We start from the raw sequence: 26,285 nt of genomic DNA, 5'->3' as shown, positions 1-26,285 counted from the left end.
GCCTCGAGCTTCACGGCCAAGTGCTTGACCGCAAGCGAATGCTCCGGGAAGTCTTCGTGGAGTTCCACCACGCGTTTCATCGCCTGGCAGACCGTTACTTCAAGGTCGAAGGCCTTGAGGTGGAGTTGGGGGCGGGCATCGCGCCCATGCGCCATTCATACCCGGAAGTACTGGCCACGGACATTGTCCCCACCGAACAACTGGACATGGCCCTCGATGCCGAGGCAATGAGCCTGGACGATCACTCGGTCAGGGCCTTTTACGGCCAGAACTGCTTTCACCATTTCCCTCACCCCGATCGGTTTTTCACGGAACTGGAAAGAACGCTCAAGATCGGCGGCGGGGCCATTTTGATCGAGCCCTTCCACGGCCCCTTTGCCGCTTTTCTCTATAAACGCCTGTTCAAGTCCGAAGGCTTCGACATGCACTTCCCATCCTGGGAAACACCGTCGAGCGGCCCCATGAACGGCGCCAACCAGGCTCTGAGCTACATCATCTTCGTTCGCGACAGACAGGCGTTCGAGAGCAAGTACCCAGGCCTGGAAATCGTCCATCAGGAAATCTGCGGCAATTATCTGCGTTACCTGGTTTCCGGCGGCTTGAACTTTCGCCAGTTACTGCCTGACGCGTTGATCCCCGTGCTCAAAGTCGTTGAAAAGCTGCTGCAGCCGTTGAGGCGGGTATTGGCCCTGCATCACATCGTGGTCGTCAGGAGGACGTCTTGACCTTTATTCGGTATGGCGCCATCCAACTGGTGGCCTATGCGTTGGACATGGGCGTCTTTTTGCTGTTGATCGCGCTATTCGAGGAACAACCCGTGCTGGCCAACATTGCCGGCAAAGGCGTCGCCGGTGTGTTCGCGTTCTTTTTGCATCGCCACTTCACGTTCCAGTCGAGCCATGGCAGCAGCAAGGCTCAAGCGGTGCGCTATTTCTCGTTGCTCGCCATCAATATCCCGGTCGCGTCGGCGCTGTTCAGCGCGGGGCTGTCTATCGTCGACAGCCCTGCTCCGGTGAAATTTGTCTGCGACGTGGCCTGCGTGGCCATGACCTACTGGATCAGCAAACTGTTCGTGTTTCATTCCACTCCGCATCCGCCGGTTCCCGCTGACCGTGCCGAAGGCACATGACGATGAAGCTATTGATCACCGGCGCGACAGGCTACATCGGACAACGGGTATCCACCCTCGCGGCGGCAAGGGGACATGAGGTCATTTACGCGACGCGCCAGCCGGGTCCGGCCTCCTCTGCCTGGCTGCCTTATGACCTGCGGGGCCCGGCTCCCGCGTGCCCGGCCGGCATTCAGGCGCTGATCCATCTGGCAGCCGACACCTCGACGGGTACCGACGCCGGCGTGGACGACGAAGTCAGCGCGGCCCAAGCGCTGATCCAGTGCGCCCAACAAGGCTCGGCCAGGTTCATCTTCATTTCCAGTCAAACCGCCGAGGCCATGGCTCCGAGCATTTATGGCCGGACCAAGTGGCGTATCGAACAGCACGTGCTGGCCGCCGGAGGCACCGTGATCCGCCCCGGCCAAGTCTACGGCGGCCCCGAACGTGGCCTCTTCGGTTTGTTGTCAGGGCTGGTTCGTCGAAGCCCGTTCATTCCGATCCTCATGCCCGCGCCTTGCGTGCAACCCATCCATGTCGACGACCTCGCGGCCTCGATACTGGCCGTTGCCGAACGGGACGACCTGCATGCCGAGGTCCTCAACCTGGGCGCCGTGCGGCCGATTGCCTTTGGCCACTTCCTGAGGTCGATCGCGACGCACCGGGTCCGTGCCACTCGCCTGCCAATCCCCCTGCCAGTGCCCTTGCTCAGGTTATTGCGCTGGTCGCTCGGGCGATCCTTGAGCACGAAACTGGGCCTGGAGCGGATTTTCTCCCTTATCCACCTGCCGCCCATGGCCAGCGAGCGTTCCCTGCAAAAACTCGGCATCCAACTGCGTCCCCTTGCCCACGGCATGCATCGCTCCGGCCATGGGCAACGTCGAGGCCTTCTCCAGGAAGCCGCAGTACTCTTGCACTACCTGCTCAAAAGCCCGCCGCACAGCAGCCTGGTCAGTCGCTATGCCCGGGCACTGGAGCGTGCGGGAAAAACCCGCCCCGTCATTCACTCACGCTTGATGATGGGCTGGCCGATACTCCTGACGCTCCTGGACACCCCCAGCGTCCTGCGCAAGCCCGACGGCCAGGAGCTGGCCTGGCGCCTGCAGGTTGCACTCGCTATCGCCGAAGCCAGTCCCCAGGGCGCCCAGGTGTTTCTCGGCGTCCACCAGTCGCGCAGCCCTGTCGCCACGTTGGTTGCGTTGGGACTCACCGCAGTCAAAGCATCGGTGTGGCAGCTAGCGGCGCTGGCGTGCCGTTCCTTTGCCCGCCAGCTGTTGCTTGGAAGTGAAGCCCGCCGTGAAACCTGAATTCGATGTGATCATTGTCGGCAGTGGCCCGGCCGGGACTTCGGCGGCCTATCCGCTGGTCAAGGCGGGCCTGAAAGTCCTCATGGTCGATGCCCAGGCCAGCAGCGGCTCATCGGAGCCGCCAACCCGCCCATTCCTCAGCGCCAGGACCCACGACGCGCAGCAGTGGAAATGGATGATCGGCGAAAACTTCCACGCTTTGAACCAAGCGGACGCGGTCTCGCCCAAACTGAAGACACCGACCCATGCCCATGTCTTCGAAGGGTTCAGCGCCGGCAATCGCATCGAGACCGACAATTTCATCGGCATCGGCTCGCTGGCAACCGGAGGCCTGTCCAATGCCTGGGGTTGCGGCGTGGCAAGGCTCGGTGCCAGCGACTTTGCCGGGCTGCCCATCGACTATTCCGAGATGCAGGCGTCCTACGAAACGGTCGCCCGCCGGATCGGCATCAGTGGCCGGGGCGACGACGATCTTTCAAGCTATTTCGGCCTCGATGAGTGGGCGCAACCGCCGCTGCCACTGGACGCCCTGCATCAACGCCTGCTCGATCACTACGCCCGGCGTCGTGGGGCGTTTCCCGACCTGGGGTTCCGCCTTGGCCGCTCCCGGGTCGCCGTCTTGAGCCAGGCCCTGGACGAGCGCAAGGCCTGCGACCTGTCGGGAAACTGCTTGTGGGGTTGTCATAACCAGGCCTTGTACAATGCATCGCAAGAACTGCAAAAACTCAAGCAATACCCGGGATTCCAGCACGTCCAGGACTTCCTGGTGGACGAGCTGCAGAAACAGGACGGTTCATGGACGATCATCGACCCTCGCTCCGCCCGGCGCTGGCGCGGCACCCGCCTGTTGCTGGCGGCGGGCACCCTGGCCTCGACCCGGCTCGCCCTCAAGGGCCTGAACCATTCGGCCCCGATACCGCTGCTGTCATCGCCGACGGCTGCCTTCCTGCTGTGGCTGCCGAAAATGCTCGGGACCCCAAGGGCGCCGGCATTTGGTCTGGGCCAGTTATCGTTTGCCCTAGCGCTGGCATCCGATGCCACGGCGTTCGGTTCGACGTTCAGCACCACTGGTTTGCCCATGACCGAGTTTGTCAGCCGGATCCCCCTGAGCAAACGCTACAGCATCGAACTGCTGAAAAACCTGCTCAGCGCGTGCGTCGTCGGGAATCTCTTCCTCCCCGGGCACCTGTCTCACAACACGGCGGTGTTGCGCCCCGACGGTTCGTTGAGCATCCACGGCCACGAGCATCCAGAGCTCCAGGGGCTCATGAAGGCCGCCGAGGCAAAGTTGCGCCGGATCTATTGGAAAATGGGCGCGATCTTGATGCCCATGAGCTTCACCGTCGGCAGGCCGGGGGCGGATATCCATTATGCGGGCACCCTGCCCATGCACTCGACGCCCAGGATCGGGCAGACTGATGGCCTTGGCGAAGTCGCGGGCCTTGGCGGCGTGCACATTGTCGACGGTGCCTGCCTGCCCAGTCTTACCGAGAAATCCCACACGCTGACCCTCATGGCCAACGCGGACCGGATATCACGCTCGCTTGCCACCACGATAGGAAATCAAAAGGCATGACTCGCAAGGTACTTTGCATCGTTGGTACGCGTCCGGAAGCCATCAAGATGGCCCCCGTGATCAAGGCGCTCCAGGCCGAAAAGAACATCGATTGCTGGGTGCTCGCCACCGCCCAGCACCGAGGCCTGCTGGATCAGGTGCTGGAGGGGTTCGCAATCACCGCCGACCTGGACCTGGACCTCATGCGCCCCAACCAGTCATTGACGGCGCTGACCTCACGCTTGCTGCTTGAACTCGACGGCGTCCTGCAAGCCGAGAAACCGGACGTCGTACTGGCTCAAGGCGATACGACCACGGTCATGTGCGCTGCATTGGCGTGTTTCTACCTGCGGATTCCCTTTGGCCATGTCGAAGCGGGCCTGCGTACCGGAGACCTGTGCAACCCGTTCCCCGAGGAAGCCAACCGGGTGATCGCCGGCAAACTGGCTCGCTGGCATTTCGCGCCGACCCAGCACGCCGTGGACAACTTGCTGCGCGAAGGTGTCGCCGCCAGGGATATCACCCTGACCGGTAATACCGTGATCGATGCCTTGCTGATGACTGCGGCACAGGACTCAGCCTTGGCTATCCCACTGGACGCCAGTAAACGCCTGGTGTTGGCGACCTGCCATCGGCGGGAAAACTTCGGCGAACCGTTCCAGAATATCTGCCAGGCCCTCAAGGACCTGGCCGAGCGCAACCCAGGCATCCAGATCCTCTACCCCGTCCATCCCAACCCAAACGTCAAGGATGTCGCGCACCGATTGCTCGGCCAGACGCCGAACATCCTGCTCTGCGCACCGCTGGATTACGCGCCGTTTATCGCGGCAATGAAGCGCTCGTACCTGATCATCAGTGACTCCGGCGGCGTGCAGGAAGAAGCCCCGGCCCTGGGCAAACCCGTGCTGGTATTGCGGGACGAAACCGAACGCCCGGAAGCCGTCGAGCTCGGCGTGGTCAAGCTGGTGGGCGCCAACCGGGACACCATCGTCGAACAGGCACAACGTCTGCTCGACGACCCACAGGCTTACCAGGGCATGGCGCGCGGGGCTTCCCCCTATGGCGACGGCAAGGCCGCAGCGCGGATCGTCGACGCTCTCAGGCAGTACTTCCAGTCATGCGCATGATCTACCTGTCCCCGGTACCATGGGCCAGCTTCAGCCAGCGCCCCCATCACTTCGTCAACTGGTATCACCAGCAGACCGGGGCGCCGGTCTTCTGGATCGATCCCTACCCGACACGCTTACCGACGCTGACCGACTTCAGGCCCAAGCCGCCTGTTGTCGATCGGCAAAGCGTCAGCGTTCCACCCTGGCTCCGGGTCTGCAAACCCCGGAGCTTACCCATCGAGCCCCTGCGAGGCTCGGCCGTGCTGCTCAAGCGACTGTGGCGCAACCTGTTCAAAGAGGCCGTGGCATTTTCCGCGCAAGGGCCCTGCATGATCTGTGTGGGAAAGCCTTCCGAGCTGGCCTTGCAACTGCTGGCGCTGATCCCGCAAAGCCCTGCCATCTACGATGCCATGGATGATTTCCCGGCCTTTTATCGGGGCCTGTCACGCGGGTCCATGGAACGTCGCCAGGCACGGCTCATTCGACGGGTGGACACAGTGCTTGCGTCCTCCAGCCCGCTTCGCGACAAACTACTGGGCATGACCGACCAGGTTGAGCTGGCCCTCAATGCCTGTGATATGCACGGACTGGCGTCGGTCGAGAACCTGGACCTCGGAGCCAAGCAACAGGTGCTGGGTTATGTCGGCACGTTGGGTCGTTGGTTCGACTGGGACCTGGTCATAGCACTGGCAAAGGCCAATCCCGGAAACCGGATCCGGCTGATCGGCCCCGTCTTCACACCCGCGCCGTGCGTATTGCCTGCCAACATCGAGTTGCTCCCCGAGTGCTCCCACGCCAGTGCAATCGCGGCCATGGCAAGGTTTTCGGTGGGTTTGATCCCATTCAAGCTCAATCGCCTGACCGCCTCGGTCGACCCGATCAAATACTACGAATACCGTGCCCTGGGCCTGCCCGTCATCTCCACCCGCTTCGGTGAAATGGCCCTGCGCGGCCAGGAACCGGGCGTCTGGATCGTGGATGAAGACAGCGATTTGCGCAAAACCGCCGTCGAAGCACTCGCCAGCCCAAGCGACCGCTCGACGGTCCATCAATTTCGTCAGGCGCACCTCTGGGCTCAGCGTTTTTCTGCGATCAATCTCAAAAACGGCCAATAACGGCCGATACCCAGGATAAGACCCCGCCACTGGGGCGCAGGACAGAACGGTAGGTCAGTCATGACAGAGATTTATTTGCTGATAGCGCACGGCACGGACCAGGGCGAAGCTTACGTGCTGGGCTGGTTCGACGACCGGAGCAAAGCCCGGGAAGTGGCCGAGCAGAAAGAATGGGAAGCGTACCGCGCCAGCCTGAAGGAGAAACACCCATGGTCCGGCCACAAGCCGCTGGCACCGGACCAGACGGACTACCGCCGCTACTGGATCAAGACCATTTCCAAATTCGAACATGTGCCAGTGCCAAGGTCCTTTGCGGTCCATTGATCATCACGAATCAATATTCGACGAAACGAGCGCTATCGGTGGCGGTCTAGACGATTAAGCCCATCCGATTGAGAGCGTTCTTATGTTGAAATTCCTTGGCGGCACCGTAGGTATCATCTTCCTGATTGGCCTGATCGTGGTGATTGCGCTGTTCAAGTTCATTTTTTGAGCGTGGCTGCGGGGATCTTTGGTTTGGTGGTCCCTATTTTCAGGCGTAAAAAAGCCCAATCTTTGCAGATTGGGCTACGTCATTGTGGCCAACGGGTTCGCTTGATTCATGATGACATCCATTCAGGAATGTCCCGCATGGCGTGTAGAACTCGCCATACGTCAATGTGTTCGTTGCACTCCACGTAGAACACCAGATAGGGATAACGTTTCAGCGGCCAGCAGAGTAATCCGGGGACATCCAGCTCATGGGCGTACCTGGACATACCCGATGCCGGATGGCGGCTGATGTGCATATAGGCGTTTTCCAAGGCGTCGATGAAATTGAGTGCCGCCTGCTCTGCCTGCTCGCCTAGGTAATAGTTGATGGCGTCCTCTACATCCTGGCTGGCAAGAGCTCGCGCAATGACGGGTTTCGCCTTCATCCCCTCCCCTTGCGCACCTTGGCCCGAAGGGATTCGAAGTAGTCGCCATTCACAGGAGCAGTGGGAGCAGACTCCGCCCCGGCCAGTATCAAGCCACGCAGGTGCTGCCGATCCTGATCCTTGCGAATCAGCTCCCGCACATATTCGCTACTGGTGCTGTAGCCTCTCTGGCTAACCTGATCATCTATGAATGATTTGAGAGCGTCCGGCAGGGAGATGTTCATGGTACTCATGACTTTGCCTGTTTTTTTGACAAAATTTGCCAAAGTATACACTCTTGGGCCAGCCTCGCCAGGGGTCGAACTCAGGTGAAACTTGTCGTCTTTGGCCAACCATGAAACGTGCAGATCGCAATGACATGACAGACATAGAGACTGCTATTGCTGACTGGGAACCGCTGAACCTTGAATGGCATCAAGGCTTCGCATTCATGGACGGCGTGCTGCTGGGCGATGGGCAAGTGCCTGATGTGTACATCATGCTCAACCCTCAAGGCACACGACCCAGCGAGTTGGCACAATGTGCCAGCGCTGGGCACTATCCGCCCTCGCCCTTGCTGGCCGGTCAGCCGGTTTGGCGGCATCGACGCAACCCTTGGGTCTTGCGCGAAGCCCTGCGTGATTACTACCTGCTTCCGGCCTACCGGGAGCGCCACGGCTACCACGCGCTGCAGCCCCTGCCGTTTCGGTTCGACAAAGGCCTGGAAAGCCTCGGTCACCAGTACTGGCGTGACGCAACCGGTGCCTATTGGTTCGGCGAGTACGCGATCACCCAAATCCACGAGGCGCGACCCGACAGGCTGGCCCTGCGGGCCTCGTCCCCAACCTCGGTGACTTCAGCGTCCGCCCTGTTCTGCGACGGTGCGCATCTCTTTTTGCAGGGGCACATTATCGCCAGCGCCACGGCGCGGGTGCGGTATTGCAACCACCCGTCCTATCGAGTGATCGACGATCAAGTCTATAGAGGCTTCAAGCCCCTGCACCAGAAGGACGGCACGCCGCTGCCGGTCGCCAACCCGGACGACTTCCAGATGCTCGCCCAACGCTGGGGTACCGATGGGCAGTCGATCATCGTGCAAGCGCAGCAAGGCTCGAGCGTTTCATACGAGTACTTCTACCGCATCGACAATGCCGACCTGGCGACCTTCACCGTGCTTAACGAACGCTACGCCAAGGACAAGCAACGCGCCTATTACCTGACCGGAAAAACCATTCGCTACGTGGGCGATTTCCACCTGCTCCAGTGCTGGCAGCCGGCGTTCGATGAATGCGGTCGCGTGGTCAGCGCCAGCGAATACGAGGATGAGTATTTTGCCGTGGACGACCAGTACGTCTACGCAGCCGGGACCCGCCTGCGCGATGCCCATGGCCCGAGTTTTCGTCACTTGGGGTTCGATTATTACCGTGATCACCAACACGTCTACAGGCGCCAGAAACGCCTTGATGTCGACGTGGAAAGCTTCGTCGTGACCCGGCTCAGCCGTAATGACCAGGATTACTCGCCCGTGCTGGCAGGTGACAAGCACGGCCCGCTGGGCTCTGGCGGCATCATCGATGCGGCCATGCAAGCGGCGTGGGCGCCTTACTTCGAAGCCCATCCGCAGTTGGAGGGTTATTGGTGGCACCGCTTGCAGGCACGGCCTGAAGCCGTGCAAACGCACATGGAAACGCTGCCGCTACAGGCCATCGGTCTCGGTTTTGAGCTCGGCGACCAGGTGTATTTCCATGGACGCGTGATCAACGGGCTGGACGCTGCGAGTTTCCAATTGCTGGACACGCATCTGTGCGGCGATGCCCAGGGCTTGTATCTGATCCCGTTTCATAACGCGCAAACGGAAGTGCCCGAACGGTTTTCCCAAGAACCCGCGGAGCAATTCCGCTCACTTGGCTCACCGTACCTGACAGACGGCAAATCCGTTTTCTGCCACCGGATTTTTTACCATCCTCCGGAACCGATTCGTAAGGCACAAGCGGCCTCTTTCGAGTCCTGTGGGCACGGCTGGGCCAAGGACCAGGACACGGTGTATTACTACGGCGAGGCGAAGAAACGGCTACATCCGTCGGATACCCGCATGCTCGGCACCTATGCCGTCAGTCCTGCGCTGATCTTCTCGCAAGGTAAGCCGCTGGACGTGGCGTTCGTTCCTGATGAAGTGCGCGTGCCCCATCCCGACTTCCTGCAACTGGGCACGCGCAAGTTGTTCTGTCATCGACGCCTGTTGAGCGCCAAGCGGATCGACCTGGCCACCCTCGAATTTCTGAGTGACCGTTATGCCCGTGACAAGCATCGGTTCTACCATTACGACGGCTATGGGGCGCTGAGCGAGGTCGATGAAGCGCAGTATCGGGAATCGCTTGGTCTGCCGGCATGACAGATGGTATCGACCGTAACCTTTTCCAGTGTTCACACGTTTGCTTTATCAGATCCCGCTAAACCAGTTATAGCCCTGATCTTCCCAATACCCGCCCGGATTATCATGACTGACGAAAATCTCAACGATATGCTTGGGGTTTTTGAAGCCTAGCTTGGTCGGTACTCGAACCCGTAGTGGATAGCCATACTCCGGCGGCAAGGCGACTTCGCCGTAATCCAGTGCCAGAAGCGTTTGCGGATGCAATGCCGTCGCCATGTCCAGGCTGGAGTAATAACGGTCAGCACACTTGAAACCGACAAAGTTAGCCGTGGTGTCGGCCCCAATGTGTTCCAGGAAGGTTTTCAGCGGCACGCCACCCCACTGTCCGATGGCGCTCCAGCCTTCAACACAGATCAGACGCGTAATGTCAGTGCGCTGCGGCAGTTTGCGCAAGCCTTCGAGCGTCCACGGCGCCTTGTCCCGTACCCGTCCGGAGACGGCCAGCGAATAATCGGACAGGTCCACCTCCGGTATATCGTCCTGACCGTAGAATGCATTGAAGGGAAATGGCGTGGTCATTTGCGCCTTGGTGAAGGTCGGCGCCAGTTTCTGACCGCTGAACAGCCAGGCCTGAACCCGGTCGTTCCATCGCGACATCGCCCACAGCACCTTATCGACCTGATCGCCGTCCTGCAGGTTACAACCGCTCAGCATCGCCATCGCACCGACGGTCAAGCCCCCTCGGAGAAAGTTCCGGCGCTGGATATTTTCCAGCTGAAGCCGCTGTGCGGGCTCAAGCTCGATGCGCTGAATCGCGCGCTTTTTGGGCTCAATCATGGTCGGTTTTTCCGCTTTCAATGGGCCGTACGCCACCCGTGATCATGGGCAGCAAGGTGTTCGGCACCAGCATCACCAAGGTCAGATGCACAATCACGAACGCGCCAATCACCGCCATCGCCGCGAAATGCACGTACCGGGCAATGTCGTAGCCGCCCAGGAGCGCGACCAGCTCTTGCAGTTGGATGGGCTTCCAGATCGCCAGCCCCGAGACGACGACCAGTACCCCTGCCGCCAGCACCATCCAATACATCAGGCGCTGAACCGCGTTGTAAACGCCCTGCTCGTGCACCAGTCGAAAACGCAGTGCATCGGTCAAATCATGTTTTAGCGCTGGGAGGCTGATCGGCAACCAATCACGTTTGAAATGGCGGCTGATCAACCCGTACAACACATAGACAAGGCCGTTGATGAACAGCAGCCACATAAACGCAAAGTGCCAGGCCAGTGAGCCGCCAAGCCATCCGCCCACCGTCAACGCCACCGGAAACTTGAAGGCGAACAACGGAGAGGCGTTGTAAATCGCCCAACCGCTCATGAACATGCAGGTCATGCCGATGGCGTTGAGCCAATGGGTGAGGCGGACGGACCAGGGATGGATTGATTCTTTACTCATGTTTTTCCCACTCAGAAACCATCCGTGCGCTGGAGCGATGCCGGACGGCGTCGCTCCAACCTGTTCAGGTGATTACATCGGTGGCTGGAATCCATCCTTACCGACGGCAATACCGCGTGCGGTTGTGCCGCCCTCGGCCGGGAACACGACAATTTTCGCGCCTTTGACCAACTCACTGGCTTTGCCTGGTTCCACGTAGGCGATGGGTACATCTTCCGGCACGACGAGTTGCTTCTCGCCTCCCTTGTAATTGACGGTCAGCGTACGGCCATTGGCTTTGGACAATTTGCCCACGGTGCCGTTGGTCATGGTGCCTGTGCTGCCATCCGCATTTTGCCAGCCATAGTGACCTTCGCCGCTGCCCTTGAGGCTGGACTCGAATACGGTGACTTCCAGTGCCTTCAGCGAACCGTCGGCCTGTGGAATGGCGGCAGAGCCAACGAAGCTGTCGGCTTTGATCGAATCGATATCCGTCTTTGATACCCGGTTGATACCGGTCTTGTCAGTCAGGCCTATGGTCTGCTGGGCGCCGGAGCGGGTGGTGAAGGTCAGCGTGTTGTTGCTGACACTTTCGACGGTGCCCCGCAGCGGCTTGATCACCGGCATATCGGCCGCAGTGGCCATGACAGCGGCACTGAGCATCAGCAAACCGAAGGTGGTGGACAGAGCAGTCTTGAGCTTCATTGCGACAATTCCTCACGGGTTTAAGTGCCGCTATCCTCGCCCCCGGATCGGGACCTCACGATGACCGCCGAATGACATTTCTGTCATTCGCAACGACGCCTTTACGAATGACAGAAATGTAACCGACTCAACCTTCTCAGCTGGTTACACTGCAATCCTGAGAGACCGATACCGTGATTGAATCCCGTTATAAAAGAGATCCGAGCGCCCCCTGACGATGCATATTCTGCTGATCGAAGACGACACCAAAACCGGCGAGTACCTGAAAAAGGGACTTGGCGAGTCCGGCTATAACGTCGACTGGACCCAGCACGGCGCCGATGGCTTGCACATGGCACTGCAAACGTCCTACGACCTGATCGTGCTGGATGTGATGTTGCCCGGCATCGACGGATTTCAAATCATCGAGCTATTGCGCGCCAAGCAAGATGTGCCGGTGCTGTTTCTCACCGCTCGCGACCAGTTGCATGACCGCATTCGCGGCTTGGAACTGGGCGCCGACGACTATCTGGTCAAACCGTTTTCCTTCACCGAGTTGCTGTTGCGCATTCGCACCATCCTGCGCCGTGGCGTGGTGCGCGAAGCCGATCATTTCCACATCGCCGACCTGGAGCTGGACCTGGTGCGTCGCCGCGTCACGCGCCAGCAACAAGTGATTGTGTTGACCAACAAGGAGTTCGCCCTGCTGCATCTGTTTCTGCGTCGTGAAGGCGATGTCCTGTCCCGGGCGCAAATTGCTTCGGAAGTCTGGGACATGAATTTCGACAGCGATACCAACGTCGTGGACGTGGCCGTCAAACGCCTGCGCAGCAAGGTCGACCAGCCCTACCCGATCAAACTGATCCATACCATTCGCGGTATCGGCTATGTGTGCGAGGTGAGGCCATGCGGACCCGACGCCAACCATCCCTGACCCTGCGCTCGACCCTGGCGTTCTCGCTGGTGGCCATGCTCGCCGTGGCCGGGGCCGGGTTTTATCTGTACCAGTCGATGAAAGCCTCGGTACTGATCTACAGCGATCACGCGGTCATGGGCCGTCTGGATCACTTCCGTAAACTGCTGCATTACGAACTGGCCATCGAGAAGCTGCGTGACAGCCCGCAGATTTTCAAGAACATGCTCGACAGCGAAGACGATATTTTTATCATCGAGGAGCCCGGCCAGCAGCCGGTGATCCTGGTCAATCCGCTGAACGTCACGCTGCCCGATCTGCCTGTGATCGGCCAAGAGGCGAAGCTGAGCGTCAACGACCTGCGCAGCGGCGTGACCGACTCTGGAGTACCGCTGCGCGCCGCTTCCGTACAAACCACCTCGGGCGGGCGCGACGTTCGCCTGACTGCCGCGCACATCATGGGCAAGGAAATGGCCATGCTCGCGGCGTTTCGCGAACGCATTTACCTGGCCGTGACCCTGGCCTTTCTGCTCACGGCGGTGCTCGGTTATGTGCTGCTGCGACGCGGTCTGCGCCCGCTGCGCAAAATGGCCGCCCATGCCGCAAACATAACGCCTGAGCGACTCGACAGCCGGATGGACAGTGCCGACACACCGGTTGAACTGCAACAACTGAGTGACGCCTACAACGCGATGCTCGACCGCCTTGCCAAGGGTTATCAGCGACTGACGCAGTTCTCCGCCGACCTGGCTCACGAAATACGCACGCCGGTGGGTTCGTTGATGGGGCACTGCCAGGTCGCCCTGCGCCAGCCCCGTAGCGAGGACGACTACCAGACGCTTATCGCCTCGAACCTTGAAGAACTGGAGCGTATTTCCCGGATCGTCGAAAGCATCCTGTTCCTCGCTCGCGCCGACGAAGCGCAATCGCTGGTCGAGTGCCAACCACTGTCGCTACATGACGAATCACAGCGCATCGCGGGTTATTTCGAAGGCCTGGCCGAAGAGCGGCAGATGTCCATCAAGATTATGGGCGATGGCACCGTGCACGCCGATCCTTTGCTGCTGCGCCGAGCACTGAGCAATCTGGTCGCCAACGCGATTCGCTACGCCGACGAAGGCAGTGAAATTCTGCTGCGCGTCGTTGCAGTCGACGGCGGATGCCGAATTGAAGTGGAGAATCAGGGCCCCGTGCTAAGCGACGAAACCCTGCGCAAACTGTTCGACCGTTTTTACCGCGGCGATGCGTCCCGCCACCAAAGCTCCGACTCCTACGGCCTCGGCCTCGCCATCGTCATGGCGATCATGCAATTGCATGGCGGTCATGCGAGTGTCGAACAGCCCAAGCCCGGGACCATCCGTTTTGCGCTTTTATTCCCCACTGCCTGAGTGACACAACCGGACATCGCTTAGATTTGTGAGAGGCCACCGTCGACCATCAGTTCTACGCCGTTGACATAACTGGCGTCAGCGCAGGCAAGGAACAGTGCGGACGACGCTATTTGTTCCGGCTGGGCCATGTAGCCCAGCGGCACGATTTGCCCTACGTGATTTCTGAGGGCTTCGATCTGGCTCTCATCCATCTTCAGTCCGTTGTCCATCAATGGCGTCCGGGTAAAGCCAGGGCTGAGCACGTTCGCGCGTATTTTTCGGCCTTTGAGTTCATTGGCCCAAGTACGTGCAAATGAACGCACCGCAGCCTTCGACGCATTGTAAAGACTCAGGCCTTCCATCCCGTTGCTGGAGCAAATGGAAGCGGTCAGCACGATTGACGAGCCATCCTTCATCAACGGCAACAGCGTCTGCACAGTGAAAAATACGCCCTTAACGTTAATATCGAACATCGTGTAGTAAGCGGCTTCAGTCGTTTCGCCCACGGGATTTTTTTCGCAGATACCGGCATTGGCAAACACCACATCGAGTTGACCGTCCCGGCCTTCGATCAATGCCTTGAGCGAATCCAGATCGGTCTGCCGAGCGACATCGGACACCACTGCCACGGCATTCTCGCCCAGTGCGCTAACCGCGGCGTCCAACGTCGCCGCCGAGCGTCCAGTGATATAGACGCGTTTGGCCCCCTCGGCTAACAGCGCCTGGGCAATCGCAAAGCCGATTCCAGTCGAGCCGCCCGTGACGACCGCTACTTGATTGATAAATTTACCCGTCATGTGTTGACTCCTAAGTGAAGCATTTATGGTGAGATGAGCAGTTGGCAACTGCGCGGCGCTGGCGTCAGTCACGGTTCGGGGCTGATCGAAACGCCGAAAGGAGCAGCCGCTTTTGTTGAACGAGGCATCGAGGCATAAACGGACAGCAGCGCTGAAACGACCAGGCAAGCAGCGATGCCCAGCAGGGTGGCAATGAATCCGGTGGCAAGGGAGGAAGGACTTTGCGCAGGAGCGGCCAGTGCGTAAAACACCCCACCGAGCACCGCCACCCCAAGCGCGGCGCTGATCTGCAAGGCCGAATTGACTACGCCGGAGATCATTCCCGATCCGCCGGGTGGCGCACGATCTATCACGGTTCGAATAAGGGTCGGCAGCGCCCAGCCCTGGCCAAACCCGAGCAAGCCCACCGCCAGGATCACCAACGCCAATTGAGGGCTCTGCCCTGTCGGCGCCGCTGCGACCGCCGTGCTCAGGACCAGACACCCCAGTACCTCGAGCATCATGCCCATGGCGGGTACAAAACGGCCGAACAAGCGGATGGCAAAGGGCGTTGTCAAAGGACCGATCAGAAAGCCCACGCCGAACGGGATGAACATCATCCCCGAGGCCAATGGCGTTGCACCCAGCGCGTCCTGTAGATAAATCGAAAACGTCAGGAAGAATGCCGATACCACGTAGAAGAACAGTACGCCCGTCAGTCCGGCCACCAAGCCGCGTGCTCGACTGAGTTGCGGACTGACCAAGGGCGTGCCGCCCCGACGCTCCAGCGCGATCTCGTAGCGCCAAAAGACAGCAGCGGCTATCGGCGAGCCGAGCAGCAACAGACACAGCCACCATGGCCAACCGGCTTCCCGGCCTTCAATCAACGGTACCACCAGCAACCCGACCGTCAGCGCACACAGCAGTACGCCAATGCGATCCAGCGGCACCGGAACTTGGCTCCGGGTATCGGGAAGCAGCCGTATTCCGCCCATAAACACAGCGGTGATGATGGGCAGATTGATCAAGAAAACTGCACGCCACTGCAGGTCCCAGACATTCATCGATATCAGCCAGCCCCCCAGTGCCTGGGCGACAACCGCCGCGAAGCCGATCGTTGCGCCATACACCGCTAACGCACGCGAACGTTCATGCTCCGGGAACAGGCTGTGGATGGACGCCAGTCCCTGCGGTGCCATCGCCGCAGCGCTCAAACCTTGCAACACTCGTCCGCCGATCAACACCGTCGGCGAGTTGGCCAGGCCACACATCAAGGAGGCAACGCCGAAGCCGGCCATGCCCGCGAAGAACACCCGGCGGCGGCCAAACAGGTCACCCAGCCGACCGCCCGTGATCAGGAAGACGGCGTAACTGGCGGCATAGCCTGAAATGACCCATTCGACCTGCGCCGATGTAATCGCCAGGCCGCTGCGAATGGACGGCAACGCCACATTGACGATGAAAAAATCCAGCGGCGGAAGAAAGGCGCCGACGAGAAGAACAGCGAAAGCAAACCATCGGCGCGACTCGGCTGCAGGGCCGCGATCCAGTTCGGATGTCATTGGGCAACTCCAGAAAGATACGACTAGCGCAGGCTGGCTTCATATTCACTCAGGTGCGCTGCCTGACAGATCAAACGGCAAGCCTCAGGGTTTGTTGCCGTCGTTGAGGTCTATTGTCGAAGTCAACGAGCGACGGCGGCACTGCCAGGGATGCACATTCCTCGTACATTTTTGTAAGGCTGCCACCCGTTATGCAGCGCCTTCAGTCAGGGGCAAAAGCCGACTAGAAGTGTTCGCTCCCAGCAATGGGCATATGCGGCATCTTCCGTCCGCGCTGTTCCGCCATGGGGTTGCAACGGGACGGCCATTGCTGCATCTTCGCCGTTCATTTTTGTTGGGGGTGAGCCCATGGACTGGAACGACTTGCGCGTCTTTCTGGCGATTGTCCGCACCGGCTCGCTGGGCGCTGCCGCGAAGCAACTGGGCGTTAGCCATCCCACCGTAGGACGGCGGCTTCACGTCCTTGAGCAGCACAGCGGGCAGGTTTTTTTCCGCCGCACCGGGCAAGGTCTGGTGTTGACGGACAGCGGTGAGAAAATTCTGGGGCTGGCCGAGGAAATGGAGCGAAGCGCTCTTTCCATTGAGCGGCACCTGGCGGGCGACAGCGATCAACCTGAAGGACTGTTGCGAATTTCATCGGCAGACTGGTTCGCCTGCTATGTGCTCGCCCCTGTACTCGACGAAATGTCACGACGGTACCCGTTGATCGTTCCGGAGGTGATCCCCGGACATCGCCTGTTCGATCTGACTCGCCGCGATGCGGATATCGCCTTTCGCATCGTGCCGTTCACCGAACCGGACATCGTTCAACGTCGACTGACGACACTCAGCTACGGACTGTACGTCGCCGCGCACTCGCCCTTCTCCCCCTCTGAAGAGGGAGAAGGCCTGGGGTTGATCCTCATGAACACAGCGCAAGCTCACTACCCCGACGTGCTTTGGCTACAGCAGATGTTTCCCCGCGCCAGAACCGTGTTCACCAGCAGCAGCCGTACCGTTCAGGCGCAAATGTGCGCCCGAGGATTGGGTGTGGCGGTCTTGCCACGGGTGCTTGGCGATCAGTTGACCGCCCTGAGATGGGTAGACGTCGGCAGTGAACCACCAGGACGTGATATCTGGATGGGTTATCACCACGACATGAAGCAGATGGACAGGCTCCGCGCCCTGGCGGATCTCGCGGGTGAAATGATTGGTACGTAGGGCCTCGCTTTGCGAGGGTCAGTCCCGATAAGTAAGTAGATATCTGGATATGACGCGGCTGGTCTGTATTGGTTGCGTGCGTTGATAGGTATCACCGAGGCAGGTTTTCACACATCCGTGGGGAGCAACCACATTGGAATTGAGACAGCTGCGCTATTTCGTAAAAATCATCGAGCTTGGCAGCCTGGGGCGTGCGGCACTTGAACTGGACGTAGGCGTGTCAGCCCTCAGTCAGCAGATCTCCAAGCTGGAAAGCGAACTGTGCACCCGCCTCCTGAATCGAACCTCCACCGGCGTGACGCCCACTAGCGCCGGATCAGCGTTTTTACACCATGCCCAATTGACGCTACGCCAGGCGGAAAACGCCATCATGGCCGCCCATCGCGGGCGAATGAGCGGTTATGTCAGCGTCGGCTTACCGCCGACTACTGCAACGGTGCTCGCGTTGCCATTGATCAACGCAATGCGTGCGCGTTATCCGGACATACAACTGCATTTGGTGGAAATGCTTTCCGGTCACTTGGCGTCGCAACTCAACGCACGGCAAATTGACTTGGCCATCCTCTTCCAGCTCGAAGGGGGTAAACGTTGGAGCGTGACGCCGCTGCTGGATGAAAAGCTGTTTGTCATTGCCTCGCCCAGCCTCCCTCAAGCGCCTTCTGGTGACAGCGTGCAGTTAGCCGACCTCGGCGGCCTGCCGCTGGTCATGCCCAGTGCGCAACATGGATTGCGCTCGGCATTGATGAGCGCGTTCGAGCGGGTCGGGCTAACACCCAATGTCATTATGGAAGTCGACGGTCTCGCTGTTTTGATGAACGCCGTTCGGGCCGGTCATGCGGCAACGATACAACCGGGGGCGGCCGCTGCATTGAAAGACGGGTCCGGACTTTCACTGGTCAGGATTGCCGATCCCCATGTGGGCCGGCGTAATCTTCTGGCGACGCTGGCTGACGACGAACTCTCTCCGGCGGCGCTGGCAACGCGGTTGGTCATCGTCGATGTTGCGCGACAGTTGGTCGTCGATAAACAGTGGCCTGGAGCTACGTGGATAGAAGGGGCAGACGCGTAACCCTCCTTCAACCCAAACATCTCCTGACGACACGGCCTTTAGAAAAACTAAACACCCCGCATCAAAAGCAGCCTTTCGGCCCCTCCCTCCCCACCCTATCGTTCTCCCCACTCGCAAGGAGCACTTCGTTCCCGCTTCCTTGCAAATCGAGGAGCGATAATGATCGATGTCTTAATCATAGGGGGTGGCAACGCTGCCTTGTGCGCCGCTCTGATGGCGCGAGAAGCGGGCGCCAGCGTGATGCTACTGGAAGCCTCTCCGAAAATCTGGCGCGGGGGCAACTCCCAACACACCCGTAACCTGCGGTGCATGCACGACGAACCGCAGGACGTGCTGATCGATACCTATCCGGAAGAAGAATACTGGCAAGACCTGTTGAAGGTTACCGGTGGCCTCACGGATGAAAAGCTTGCACGCATTGTAATTCGGGCATCGTCTTCTTGCCGCGATTGGATGCGTTCACACGGCGTGCATTTTCAGCCATCGCTGTCCGGCGCGCTGCACGTGGCGCGGACCAATGCATTTTTCATGGGCGGCGGCAAAGCGCTGGTCAATGCGTATTTCCGCAGCGCCGAGCGCCTGGGTGTAAAAGTTCGATACAACACGCAAGTGACCGACATCGAGTTGGATGAGGGGAAATTCGTCGCCGCCCATGTGGGCGAACATGAGGTCGATGGTCAGCGTTTCGCCGCAGAACGCATTGAAGCCCGGGCCTGCGTGTTGGCGGCCGGCGGCTTCGAATCCAACCGTGAATGGCTCCGCGAGGCCTGGGGTCAGAACGAACGCGGTGAATGGCCATCGGATAATTTCCTGATCCGGGGTACCCGATTCAACACCGGCATTTTGCTACGGCGCATGCTCGATCTGGGCGCAGATGTGATCGGCGATCCGACGCAAGCACACATGGTCGCGATTGATGCCCGCGCGCCATTCTACGACGGCGGCATCTGCACCCGAATCGACTGCGTATCGCTGGGTGTGGTGGTCAATCGTGATGGCGAACGCTTCTACGACGAAGGTGAGGATTTCTGGCCAAAACGTTATGCGATCTGGGGGCGTCTGGTGGCCGGGCAACCCGGTCAGCAGGCGTATTCGATCATCGATCAACAAGCCATTGGCCGCTTCATGCCGCCGGTTTTTCCCGGAACCACCGCCAATACCCTGCAAGACCTTGCCCGTCTGTTGAAGCTGCCTCAAGAAAAATTCGTCAAGACTGTCGAGGACTACAACAGCGCCTGCAGCGTTGGCACGTTCGATCACACGGCGTTGGACGACTGCCACACCCAAGGACTGACGCCCGCCAAAACCCATTGGGCGCGGCCATTGGTGAAACCACCTTTCTACGCGTACCCGCTTAAACCGGGTGTCACATTCACCTATCTCGGACTCGCTACCGACGAAACCGCTGCCGTGCATTTCAACGGCAAAGCGAGCCCCAACCTGTTCGTCGCGGGGGAAATGATGGCCGGCAATGTTCTGGGTAAGGGCTACACCGCCGGCATCGGCATGGCCATCGGTACCGCGTTTGGCCGCATCGCCGGTGCGCAGGCGGCCGCTTCGGTGGGCTTTGGCATTTCATCTGCAAACACGGAGCCTCGACATGCAACTGTTTGATCCCCAAGCGTCGGACGAGCTGATCCCGGTGTTGAATCTTGACGAAAGTGAAGTCCAGCGGCAGATGACCATCTGCAATGCCTGTCGTTATTGCGAAGGCTTTTGCGCGGTATTTCCGGCGATGACCCGGCGCTTGGAATTCACTCAGGCCGACATCCATTACCTGGCGAACTTGTGCCATAACTGCGGCGCGTGCCTGCACGCCTGTCAGTACGCCGCCCCACACGAATTCGACGTCAACATACCCAAAGCCATGGCCAAAGTGCGCCTGGATACTTACGCCGAATACGCCTGGCCGCAAGCGCTGGGCAAGTTGTATCAGCGCAACGGCCTGACCCTGGCGCTGGCTTCCGGTGGGGGACTGGCGTTGTTTTTATGCCTGACCCTGATGCTCATGGGCAACCTGTTCACGGCCATTCCCGGGGGTGACTTCTACAAGATTTTCCCGCATAACACCCTGGCGCTGATGTTTGGCTCAGTGTTCGGCTTTGCGGTACTCGCCCTGACCATGGGTGTACGGCGCTTCTGGCGCAACGTTTCACCGGTCGCAGCGCCACTGCCGTTGAAAACGTCCGCTGCATTGGAGGCTACGGCCAACATCGCGAAGCTCAAATACCTGGACGGCGGGCATGGCGAAGGCTGCAATAACGCCGACGATCAATTCACCTTGTGGCGCCGCCGATTCCACCACCTCACCTTCTACGGCTTCATGCTGTGCTTCGCCGCCACCGGTGTCGCCACGCTCTTTCACTATCTGCTGAAGTGGTCGGCGCCTTATCCGATCTTCAGCTTGCCGGTGATGTTGGGTATTGCCGGTGGTATCGGCCTGCTGATCGGCCCGGCGGGTCTTCTTTGGCTGAACCTGCGTCGCAACCCTGCGCACGGCGATGAGAACCAAAAACCCATGGATCGCGGTTTCATCGCGCTGCTGTTTCTGGTCAGCGCAAGCGGCCTGGCGCTGCTGGCTTTTCGTGAAACCAGTGCCTTGGGCTTCATGCTGGCGATTCATCTCGGCCTGGTCATGGCGTTTTTCTTGACCATGCCCTACAGCAAATTCGCCCATGGCATATTCCGCAGCGCAGCGCTGCTCAAACACGCCATAGAGAAGCGTCAACCCAACCCGATCAATGCTGGCAGCGACTGACAACGGCAACAACCCGAGCCAAGGGGTCTATAAATAAAAAAGGGTCGCGAGATAAAATCTCGCAACCCTTTGAATTATATGGTCGGGACGGAGTGATTCGAACACTCGACCCCTAGCACCCCATGCTAGTGCGCTACCGGACTGCGCTACGCCCCGACTAGGCGTGAATCTTGTTCCGCTTCTCAACGGAACGCTCAGGAATATATCGCAAGCTTTTGAAAACTGGAAGTATTTAAAGCAGAAATTTTATTTCTTGAGCACCACCAGCACATCTTCAAGCTCGGCGATCATCTGGCGGATCATTTGTTTGTACTGGGTTGTATCGTCCTTGGCCTCATCACCGGAGAGGCGCAGGCGTGCGCCGCCGATGGTGAACCCCTGATCGTACAGCAGTGCGCGGATCTGCCGGATCATCAGCACGTCTTGTCGCTGATAATACCGGCGGTTTCCGCGGCGCTTGACCGGGTTGAGTTGAGGAAACTCCTGCTCCCAATAGCGCAGCACGTGCGGTTTTACCGCACACAGCTCGCTGACTTCACCAATGGTGAAGTAGCGTTTGCCCGGGATGACGGGTAGTTCGTCGTTATGACTTGGTTCCAGCATAAGCCTCAACTCGGGCCTTCAACTTCTGCCCTGGACGAAAGGTGACCACACGGCGAGCCGTGATCGGGATTTCTTCTCCCGTTTTCGGATTGCGGCCAGGCCGCTGGCGTTTGTCCCGAAGGTCGAAATTGCCGAAACCGGACAATTTGACCTGTTCGTTGTCTTCCAGAGCGTGCCTGATTTCTTCGAAAAACAGTTCGACCAATTCTTTGGCCTCCCGTTTATTCAGGCCCAGCTCCTCATACAGACGTTCCGCCATCTCAGCTTTCGTCAGAGCCCCCATACGTCACTTCCTTAACGTGGCGTTCAACCTGTTTTCGAGCGAGGTGAGGATATTCTGCGTTGCGGTATTCACCTCATCGTCATTAAGAGTGCGCGATGGATGCTGCCAGGTCAAGCCAACTGCAAGGCTTTTTCTATGCGGATCAATGCCTTTACCCTGATACACGTCAAATAGCCTGAGGTCCGTCAGCCATTCGCCTGCATTTTCACGGATTACCTCCAGCACGGCGCTGGATGCAACGTCGCGATCGGCCAGCAACGCAAGGTCACGACGCACTTCAGGAAAGCGCGATAACTCCTGGAATTTCGGCATTTTCCCTTGGGCCACTTCGGCCAGCACCAGCTCGAAAACGAAGACTGGACGATCAAGGCCCAGGGTTTTCGACAGTTCCGGGTGGATGGCACCGACATAGCCGACTTCACGCCCGTCTCGCTCGATGCGGGCGGTCTGCCCTGGGTGCAGCGCCGGATGCTTGCCTGGTACGAAAGTGAATGCGTCGAGCGCGCCGGCGAAGCCCAGCACCGCTTCCACGTCAGCCTTGACGTCGAAGAAGTCGACGACATCGCGACCTTGCGCCCAACCTTCCGGCAGACGGCTGCCGCAGACGACACCGGCCAGCATCGACTCCTGCTTCAAGCCGTCCAGTTGACCGACGAAGCGCAGGCCGCTTTCGAACAGACGCACACGATCCTGCTGGCGGTTGAGGTTGTGCTGCAACGATTTGACCAAACCAGGCCACAGGGACGAGCGCATGGCCGCCATGTCGTTGGAAATCGGGTTGGCCAGCAACAGCGGCTCGACACCCGGATTGAACAACTCGAACTGGCGTGGATCGATGAAGCTGTAGGTGATCGCTTCCTGATACCCACGGGCCACCAGCAGGCGGCGCAGTTCCGGCAGGTCGCTGCGGGCTTCGGCCTTGGCTTGCGGGGCCAGGCGCGCTTGCGGGTAGCGGACCGGCAGACGGTTGTAGCCGTACAGGCGGGCCAGTTCTTCGATCAGGTCGACTTCCAGGCTGATATCGAAGCGATGGCTTGGCACTTCGACGCGCCACTGCCCTGCCCCATCGGCGCTGATGTTCAGGCCGAGGGCGCTGAGCAGGCGTTCGACTTCGGCCGGCGCCATTTCCATGCCCAGCATCTGGGTGATGCGCTGGGCACGCAGAGTGACCGGTGCAATCTTCGGCAGATGCTCTTCGCTGACGGTCTCGATGATCGGGCCGGCTTCGCCACCGGTGATCTCCAGCAGCAGGCCGGTGGCGCGCTCCATGGCTTCACGGGCCAGCTGCCAGTCCACACCACGCTCGTAGCGGTGCGAGGCATCGGTGTGCAAGCCATAGGAACGCGCCTTGCCAGCGACGGCGATCTGGTCGAAGAACGCGCTTTCCAGGAATACATCGCGGGTCGTGGCGGATACGCCACTGTGCTCGCCGCCCATGACGCCAGCAATCGCCAAGGCGCGGGCGTGGTCGGCAATCACCAGGGTGTCACTGCGCAGGGTCACTTCCTGGCCGTCGAGCAGCACCAGTTTTTCACCCTCTTCGGCCATGCGCACGCGGATGCCACCCTTGATTTCGGCGAGATCGAACGCATGCAGCGGTTGACCCAACTCCAGCATCACATAGTTAGTGATGTCGACGGCGGCGTCGATGCTGCGCACGTCGGCGCGACGCAAGCGTTCGACCATCCACAGCGGGGTTGGCTTGGACAGATCGACGTTACGGATCACGCGACCCAGGTAACGCGGGCACGCCGCCGGCGCCAGGACGTCAATCGAACGCACTTCATCATGCACCGCCGGCACGGCCGCGACCACCGGACGCGTCACAGGGGCGGCATACAGCGCGCCGACTTCACGAGCCAGGCCGGCCAGGGACAGGCAGTCGCCACGGTTCGGCGTCAGGTCGACCTCGATGCTCGCATCGTCCAGGTTCAGGTATTCACGAATGTCCTGGCCCACCGGCGCATCGGCCGGAAGCTCCATCAGACCATCGTTGCCTTCGCCGACTTGCAGTTCGGCCTGGGAGCACAGCATGCCGTTGGACTCGACGCCACGCAGCTTGGCCTTCTTGATCTTGAAGTCGCCTGGCAGCTCGGCACCGATCATGGCGAACGGGATCTTCAGGCCCGGACGCACGTTGGGTGCGCCACAGACCACCTGGAAGGTTTCCGCGCCATTGCTGACCTGGCAAACCCGCAATTTGTCAGCGTCCGGGTGTTGCTCGGTGCTCAACACCTCACCCACCACCACGCCGCTGAATTCTCCGGCGGCCGGCGTGACGCTATCGACCTCAAGACCGGCCATCGACAGGCGAGCGACCAGCTCGTCCCGACTTACCTGCGGGCTTACCCAGCCGCGCAGCCATTGTTCACTGAATTTCATCCTGTTCTCCTAATAAATTCGTTACCACGACCTAGCGAAATTGCGCAAGGAACCGCAAGTCGTTGTCGAAGAACAGGCGCAAGTCATTCACACCGTAACGCAGCATGGCCAGGCGCTCGGCGCCCATGCCGAAAGCAAAACCCGAGAATTCTTCCGGATCGATACCGGACATACGCAGCACGTTCGGGTGAACCATCCCGCAGCCCATCACTTCCAGCCAGCCAGTCTGCTTGCAGACACGGCAGCCTTTACCGCTGCACATCACGCATTCCATGTCGACTTCAGCGGAGGGCTCGGTGAACGGGAAGTACGAAGGGCGGAAACGCACCGCCAGTTCTTTTTCGAAGAACACCCGCAGGAACTCTTCGATCGTGCCTTTAAGGTCGGCGAAATTGATGTCGCGATCAACCAGCAGGCCTTCGACCTGGTGGAACATCGGCGAGTGGGTGATATCGGAGTCGCTGCGGTACACACGGCCTGGGCAGACGATGCGGATCGGCGGCTGCTGCGATTCCATGGTGCGGACCTGTACCGGGGAGGTATGGGTGCGCAACAGCATGCTCGCATTGAAATAGAAGGTGTCATGCATCGACCGGGCCGGGTGATGGCCTGGGATGTTGAGTGCCTCGAAGTTGTGGTAGTCGTCTTCGACCTCAGGGCCTTCGGCAATGCCGTAGCCGATGTGGGTGAAGAACTGCTCGATGCGTTCCAGGGTCCGGGTCACCGGATGCAAGCCACCGGAAGTCTGGCCACGGCCAGGCAGGGTCACGTCGATGGACTCGGCGGCGAGCTTGGCAGCCAGGTCCGCCTCCTCGAGCAATGCCTTGCGCGCATTGAGGACTTCTGTGACACGCTCTTTGGCAACGTTGATCAGCGCACCGACCTGCGGACGCTCTTCGGCTGGCAGGTTCCCCAGGGTCTTCATCACCTGGGTCAACTCGCCCTTCTTGCCAAGGTAGTGAACCCGGATTTGCTCCAGGGCATTGATATCTTCAGCGCTTTGCACAGCCTCTAGTGCTTGAGCGACCAGCGCGTCCAGGTTTTCCATGTACAGACTCCAGATACAAAATAGGGGAAGAGCTTTAAGGCTCTTCCCCTATTTATGACGTTTGACACCTGGGCCCACAGAGGTGAGCCCGGGTGACTGCCGGGGGTACTTAAGCCAAGGTGGCTTTAGCTTTCTCGACAATCGCAGCAAACGCCGCTTTTTCGTTCACTGCCAGATCAGCCAGAACCTTACGGTCGATCTCGATGGACGCTTTTTTCAGGCCAGCGATGAAACGGCTGTAGGACAGACCGTTAACACGAGCACCAGCGTTGATACGAGCGATCCACAGAGCGCGGAACTGACGTTTTTTCTGACGACGGTCACGGTAGGCGTATTGGCCTGCCTTGATTACCGCTTGCTTGGCAACACGGAATACGCGGGAGCGCGCGCCGTAGTAGCCTTTAGCAAGTTTCAGAATTTTTTTGTGACGCTTACGGGCAATGACGCCACGCTTTACACGAGCCATGAGTTACTTCCTCTATTCTTGATCCAAAAATTAACGAAGGCGCAGCATGCGCTCGACTTTTGCCACGTCAGACGGATGCAGCAAGCTGCTACCGCGCAGTTGACGCTTACGCTTGGTCGACATTTTGGTCAGGATGTGGCTCTTGAAAGCGTGCTTGTGCTTGATACCGTTAGCAGTTTTCAGAAACCGCTTAGCAGCACCACTTTTGGTTTTCATCTTTGGCATGTTCGGATACTCCGCATTCAGTTGATAAACATAATCGCAAGGCCTGCCGT

At 59.5% G+C, this 26,285-nt stretch carries 27 protein-coding genes and 1 tRNA gene; 14 read left to right on the top strand and 14 right to left on the bottom strand.

Translation table 11 applies throughout. From position 1 onward, the window contains the following. Window positions 1-56 precede the first annotated feature (56 nt). Genes BLQ55_RS17430 through BLQ55_RS17400 form a run of 7 tightly spaced genes read left to right on the top strand, consistent with a single transcriptional unit; the run spans window position 57 to window position 6,518 of the window. Window positions 57-725 carry a class I SAM-dependent methyltransferase gene (locus tag BLQ55_RS17430; protein ID WP_256326596.1) on the top strand — a complete coding sequence of 223 codons (669 nt, stop codon included), beginning with the start codon at window positions 57-59 and terminating at the stop codon, window positions 723-725. Continuing rightward, window positions 722-1,129 (top strand): GtrA family protein, encoded by a 408-nt coding sequence (locus tag BLQ55_RS17425; protein WP_092255425.1) that lies wholly within the window; start codon window positions 722-724, stop codon window positions 1,127-1,129. Before BLQ55_RS17430 ends, BLQ55_RS17425 begins: the two co-directional genes overlap by 4 nt. Window positions 1,130-1,131: 2 nt before the next feature. Next, entirely contained in the window at window positions 1,132-2,415 is a 1,284-nt protein-coding gene (locus BLQ55_RS17420) for an NAD-dependent epimerase/dehydratase family protein (protein ID WP_092255422.1), read from the top strand. Further along, on the top strand, window positions 2,405-3,991 hold the full coding sequence (locus BLQ55_RS17415) for an FAD-dependent oxidoreductase (protein ID WP_092255419.1): 1,587 nt from the start codon (window positions 2,405-2,407) through the stop codon (window positions 3,989-3,991). Before BLQ55_RS17420 ends, BLQ55_RS17415 begins: the two co-directional genes overlap by 11 nt. Further along, window positions 3,988-5,097: a non-hydrolyzing UDP-N-acetylglucosamine 2-epimerase gene (gene wecB / locus BLQ55_RS17410; protein ID WP_092255416.1), complete on the top strand. Its 1,110-nt coding sequence runs from the start codon at window positions 3,988-3,990 to the stop codon at window positions 5,095-5,097. The genes BLQ55_RS17415 and wecB overlap by 4 nt, the downstream gene beginning before the upstream one ends. Continuing rightward, complete coding sequence (locus BLQ55_RS17405) at window positions 5,088-6,194, top strand: glycosyltransferase family protein (protein ID WP_092255413.1); 1,107 nt, start codon at window positions 5,088-5,090, stop codon at window positions 6,192-6,194. The genes wecB and BLQ55_RS17405 overlap by 10 nt, the downstream gene beginning before the upstream one ends. Before the next feature lie 60 nt (window positions 6,195-6,254). Continuing rightward, the gene (locus tag BLQ55_RS17400) at window positions 6,255-6,518 is read left to right on the top strand and encodes a hypothetical protein (RefSeq protein WP_072339727.1); all 264 of its coding nucleotides are present in this window, start codon (window positions 6,255-6,257) and stop codon (window positions 6,516-6,518) included. A gap of 275 nt (window positions 6,519-6,793) precedes the next feature. Here the strand turns inward: BLQ55_RS17400 and BLQ55_RS17395 are convergent, their stop codons facing one another. Together BLQ55_RS17395 and BLQ55_RS17390 are read right to left on the bottom strand one after the other, a co-directional pair. After that, the gene (locus tag BLQ55_RS17395) at window positions 6,794-7,111 is read right to left on the bottom strand and encodes a type II toxin-antitoxin system RelE/ParE family toxin (protein ID WP_063320410.1); all 318 of its coding nucleotides are present in this window, start codon (window positions 7,109-7,111) and stop codon (window positions 6,794-6,796) included. Then, window positions 7,108-7,344, bottom strand: coding sequence for a type II toxin-antitoxin system ParD family antitoxin (locus BLQ55_RS17390; RefSeq protein ID WP_072405200.1), 237 nt, complete (start codon window positions 7,342-7,344; stop codon window positions 7,108-7,110). The genes BLQ55_RS17395 and BLQ55_RS17390 overlap by 4 nt, the downstream gene beginning before the upstream one ends. A 125-nt stretch (window positions 7,345-7,469) precedes the next feature. Here BLQ55_RS17390 and BLQ55_RS17385 point away from each other — a divergent pair, with 125 nt between their 5' ends. Next, a complete protein-coding gene (locus BLQ55_RS17385) occupies window positions 7,470-9,482 on the top strand; it encodes a DKNYY domain-containing protein (protein WP_092255514.1) in 2,013 nt (670 codons plus the stop codon). A gap of 48 nt (window positions 9,483-9,530) precedes the next feature. Here BLQ55_RS17385 and BLQ55_RS17380 read toward each other — a convergent pair whose 3' ends face one another. From BLQ55_RS17380 to BLQ55_RS17370, 3 genes are all read right to left on the bottom strand, one after another. Then, entirely contained in the window at window positions 9,531-10,301 is a 771-nt protein-coding gene (locus BLQ55_RS17380; protein ID WP_092255410.1) for a molybdopterin-dependent oxidoreductase, read from the bottom strand. Beyond that, window positions 10,294-10,917 carry a cytochrome b/b6 domain-containing protein gene (locus tag BLQ55_RS17375; RefSeq protein ID WP_092255407.1) on the bottom strand — a complete coding sequence of 208 codons (624 nt, stop codon included), beginning with the start codon at window positions 10,915-10,917 and terminating at the stop codon, window positions 10,294-10,296. Before BLQ55_RS17375 ends, BLQ55_RS17380 begins: the two co-directional genes overlap by 8 nt. A 72-nt stretch (window positions 10,918-10,989) precedes the next feature. Further along, on the bottom strand, window positions 10,990-11,601 hold the full coding sequence (locus tag BLQ55_RS17370) for a hypothetical protein (RefSeq protein ID WP_092255404.1): 612 nt from the start codon (window positions 11,599-11,601) through the stop codon (window positions 10,990-10,992). Window positions 11,602-11,818: 217 nt separating this feature from the next. Between BLQ55_RS17370 and BLQ55_RS17365 the strand changes: the two genes are divergently transcribed. After that, the gene (locus BLQ55_RS17365; protein WP_072405205.1) at window positions 11,819-12,514 is read left to right on the top strand and encodes a heavy metal response regulator transcription factor; all 696 of its coding nucleotides are present in this window, start codon (window positions 11,819-11,821) and stop codon (window positions 12,512-12,514) included. Next, window positions 12,487-13,881: a heavy metal sensor histidine kinase gene (locus BLQ55_RS17360; protein ID WP_092255401.1), complete on the top strand. Its 1,395-nt coding sequence runs from the start codon at window positions 12,487-12,489 to the stop codon at window positions 13,879-13,881. Before BLQ55_RS17365 ends, BLQ55_RS17360 begins: the two co-directional genes overlap by 28 nt. A gap of 20 nt (window positions 13,882-13,901) precedes the next feature. On the opposite strand, the gene BLQ55_RS17355 is transcribed toward BLQ55_RS17360, so the two are convergent. Beyond that, window positions 13,902-14,660, bottom strand: a complete 759-nt coding sequence (locus BLQ55_RS17355; RefSeq protein ID WP_092255399.1) for an SDR family NAD(P)-dependent oxidoreductase — start codon at window positions 14,658-14,660, stop codon at window positions 13,902-13,904. Between the two features lie 68 nt (window positions 14,661-14,728). Continuing rightward, entirely contained in the window at window positions 14,729-16,201 is a 1,473-nt protein-coding gene (locus tag BLQ55_RS17350) for an MFS transporter (protein WP_092255396.1), read from the bottom strand. Between the two features lie 348 nt (window positions 16,202-16,549). Between BLQ55_RS17350 and BLQ55_RS17345 the strand changes: the two genes are divergently transcribed. The 4 genes from BLQ55_RS17345 (at window position 16,550) to tcuB (ending at window position 21,228) form a co-directional block, all read left to right on the top strand. Beyond that, window positions 16,550-17,401, top strand: coding sequence for a LysR family transcriptional regulator (locus BLQ55_RS17345; protein WP_092198972.1), 852 nt, complete (start codon window positions 16,550-16,552; stop codon window positions 17,399-17,401). A gap of 133 nt (window positions 17,402-17,534) precedes the next feature. Then, complete coding sequence (locus tag BLQ55_RS17340) at window positions 17,535-18,470, top strand: LysR family transcriptional regulator (RefSeq protein ID WP_092255393.1); 936 nt, start codon at window positions 17,535-17,537, stop codon at window positions 18,468-18,470. A gap of 159 nt (window positions 18,471-18,629) precedes the next feature. Then, the gene (gene tcuA / locus BLQ55_RS17335; RefSeq protein ID WP_092255390.1) at window positions 18,630-20,084 is read left to right on the top strand and encodes an FAD-dependent tricarballylate dehydrogenase TcuA; all 1,455 of its coding nucleotides are present in this window, start codon (window positions 18,630-18,632) and stop codon (window positions 20,082-20,084) included. Continuing rightward, window positions 20,071-21,228 (top strand): tricarballylate utilization 4Fe-4S protein TcuB, encoded by a 1,158-nt coding sequence (gene tcuB / locus BLQ55_RS17330; RefSeq protein WP_092255387.1) that lies wholly within the window; start codon window positions 20,071-20,073, stop codon window positions 21,226-21,228. Before tcuA ends, tcuB begins: the two co-directional genes overlap by 14 nt. A gap of 79 nt (window positions 21,229-21,307) precedes the next feature. Here tcuB and BLQ55_RS17325 read toward each other — a convergent pair. The 7 genes from BLQ55_RS17325 to rpmI all read right to left on the bottom strand — a co-directional run bounded on the left by BLQ55_RS17325 (window position 21,308) and on the right by rpmI (window position 26,235). Beyond that, window positions 21,308-21,384 (bottom strand) — tRNA-Pro (locus BLQ55_RS17325). Window positions 21,385-21,474: 90 nt separating this feature from the next. Then, a complete protein-coding gene (locus tag BLQ55_RS17320; protein ID WP_003179985.1) occupies window positions 21,475-21,831 on the bottom strand; it encodes a MerR family transcriptional regulator in 357 nt (118 codons plus the stop codon). Continuing rightward, window positions 21,812-22,114, bottom strand: coding sequence for an integration host factor subunit alpha (gene ihfA, locus BLQ55_RS17315; protein ID WP_002553164.1), 303 nt, complete (start codon window positions 22,112-22,114; stop codon window positions 21,812-21,814). Before ihfA ends, BLQ55_RS17320 begins: the two co-directional genes overlap by 20 nt. Window positions 22,115-22,117: 3 nt before the next feature. Further along, window positions 22,118-24,496, bottom strand: coding sequence for a phenylalanine--tRNA ligase subunit beta (gene pheT / locus BLQ55_RS17310; RefSeq protein ID WP_092255384.1), 2,379 nt, complete (start codon window positions 24,494-24,496; stop codon window positions 22,118-22,120). Window positions 24,497-24,527: 31 nt separating this feature from the next. Continuing rightward, complete coding sequence (gene pheS, locus BLQ55_RS17305; RefSeq protein ID WP_092255381.1) at window positions 24,528-25,544, bottom strand: phenylalanine--tRNA ligase subunit alpha; 1,017 nt, start codon at window positions 25,542-25,544, stop codon at window positions 24,528-24,530. A gap of 109 nt (window positions 25,545-25,653) precedes the next feature. Next, window positions 25,654-26,010, bottom strand: a complete 357-nt coding sequence (gene rplT, locus BLQ55_RS17300) for a 50S ribosomal protein L20 (protein ID WP_002553161.1) — start codon at window positions 26,008-26,010, stop codon at window positions 25,654-25,656. A 30-nt stretch (window positions 26,011-26,040) separates the two neighbouring features. Beyond that, a complete protein-coding gene (gene rpmI / locus BLQ55_RS17295) occupies window positions 26,041-26,235 on the bottom strand; it encodes a 50S ribosomal protein L35 (RefSeq protein WP_002553160.1) in 195 nt (64 codons plus the stop codon). Window positions 26,236-26,285: the final 50 nt, after the last annotated feature.

Origin of the sequence: Pseudomonas sp. NFACC13-1 (assembly GCF_900104425.1) — a bacterium.
Lineage (GTDB): Bacteria > Pseudomonadota > Gammaproteobacteria > Pseudomonadales > Pseudomonadaceae > Aquipseudomonas > Aquipseudomonas fluorescens_AA.
Note: the sequence above shows the minus strand (reverse complement) of the source record. Positions and strands in the feature narration are given on the sequence as shown.

Bases quoted from the DNA above. Each gene is read 5' to 3' on its own strand.
- BLQ55_RS17420 (WP_092255422.1), top strand. From the start codon at position 1,132: ATGAAGCTATTGATCACCGGCGCGACAGGCTACATCGGACAACGGGTA.
- wecB (WP_092255416.1), top strand. From the start codon at position 3,988: ATGACTCGCAAGGTACTTTGCATCGTTGGTACGCGTCCGGAAGCCATC.
- BLQ55_RS17405 (WP_092255413.1), top strand. From the start codon at position 5,088: ATGCGCATGATCTACCTGTCCCCGGTACCATGGGCCAGCTTCAGCCAG.
- BLQ55_RS17400 (WP_072339727.1), top strand. From the start codon at position 6,255: ATGACAGAGATTTATTTGCTGATAGCGCACGGCACGGACCAGGGCGAA.
- BLQ55_RS17395 (WP_063320410.1), bottom strand. From the start codon at position 7,111: ATGAAGGCGAAACCCGTCATTGCGCGAGCTCTTGCCAGCCAGGATGTA.
- BLQ55_RS17390 (WP_072405200.1), bottom strand. From the start codon at position 7,344: ATGAGTACCATGAACATCTCCCTGCCGGACGCTCTCAAATCATTCATA.
- BLQ55_RS17385 (WP_092255514.1), top strand. From the start codon at position 7,470: ATGACAGACATAGAGACTGCTATTGCTGACTGGGAACCGCTGAACCTT.
- BLQ55_RS17380 (WP_092255410.1), bottom strand. From the start codon at position 10,301: ATGATTGAGCCCAAAAAGCGCGCGATTCAGCGCATCGAGCTTGAGCCC.
- BLQ55_RS17375 (WP_092255407.1), bottom strand. From the start codon at position 10,917: ATGAGTAAAGAATCAATCCATCCCTGGTCCGTCCGCCTCACCCATTGG.
- BLQ55_RS17370 (WP_092255404.1), bottom strand. From the start codon at position 11,601: ATGAAGCTCAAGACTGCTCTGTCCACCACCTTCGGTTTGCTGATGCTC.
- BLQ55_RS17365 (WP_072405205.1), top strand. From the start codon at position 11,819: ATGCATATTCTGCTGATCGAAGACGACACCAAAACCGGCGAGTACCTG.
- BLQ55_RS17360 (WP_092255401.1), top strand. From the start codon at position 12,487: ATGCGGACCCGACGCCAACCATCCCTGACCCTGCGCTCGACCCTGGCG.
- BLQ55_RS17355 (WP_092255399.1), bottom strand. From the start codon at position 14,660: ATGACGGGTAAATTTATCAATCAAGTAGCGGTCGTCACGGGCGGCTCG.
- BLQ55_RS17350 (WP_092255396.1), bottom strand. From the start codon at position 16,201: ATGACATCCGAACTGGATCGCGGCCCTGCAGCCGAGTCGCGCCGATGG.
- BLQ55_RS17345 (WP_092198972.1), top strand. From the start codon at position 16,550: ATGGACTGGAACGACTTGCGCGTCTTTCTGGCGATTGTCCGCACCGGC.
- tcuA (WP_092255390.1), top strand. From the start codon at position 18,630: ATGATCGATGTCTTAATCATAGGGGGTGGCAACGCTGCCTTGTGCGCC.
- tcuB (WP_092255387.1), top strand. From the start codon at position 20,071: ATGCAACTGTTTGATCCCCAAGCGTCGGACGAGCTGATCCCGGTGTTG.
- BLQ55_RS17320 (WP_003179985.1), bottom strand. From the start codon at position 21,831: ATGCTGGAACCAAGTCATAACGACGAACTACCCGTCATCCCGGGCAAA.
- ihfA (WP_002553164.1), bottom strand. From the start codon at position 22,114: ATGGGGGCTCTGACGAAAGCTGAGATGGCGGAACGTCTGTATGAGGAG.
- pheT (WP_092255384.1), bottom strand. From the start codon at position 24,496: ATGAAATTCAGTGAACAATGGCTGCGCGGCTGGGTAAGCCCGCAGGTA.
- pheS (WP_092255381.1), bottom strand. From the start codon at position 25,544: ATGGAAAACCTGGACGCGCTGGTCGCTCAAGCACTAGAGGCTGTGCAA.
- rplT (WP_002553161.1), bottom strand. From the start codon at position 26,010: ATGGCTCGTGTAAAGCGTGGCGTCATTGCCCGTAAGCGTCACAAAAAA.
- rpmI (WP_002553160.1), bottom strand. From the start codon at position 26,235: ATGCCAAAGATGAAAACCAAAAGTGGTGCTGCTAAGCGGTTTCTGAAA.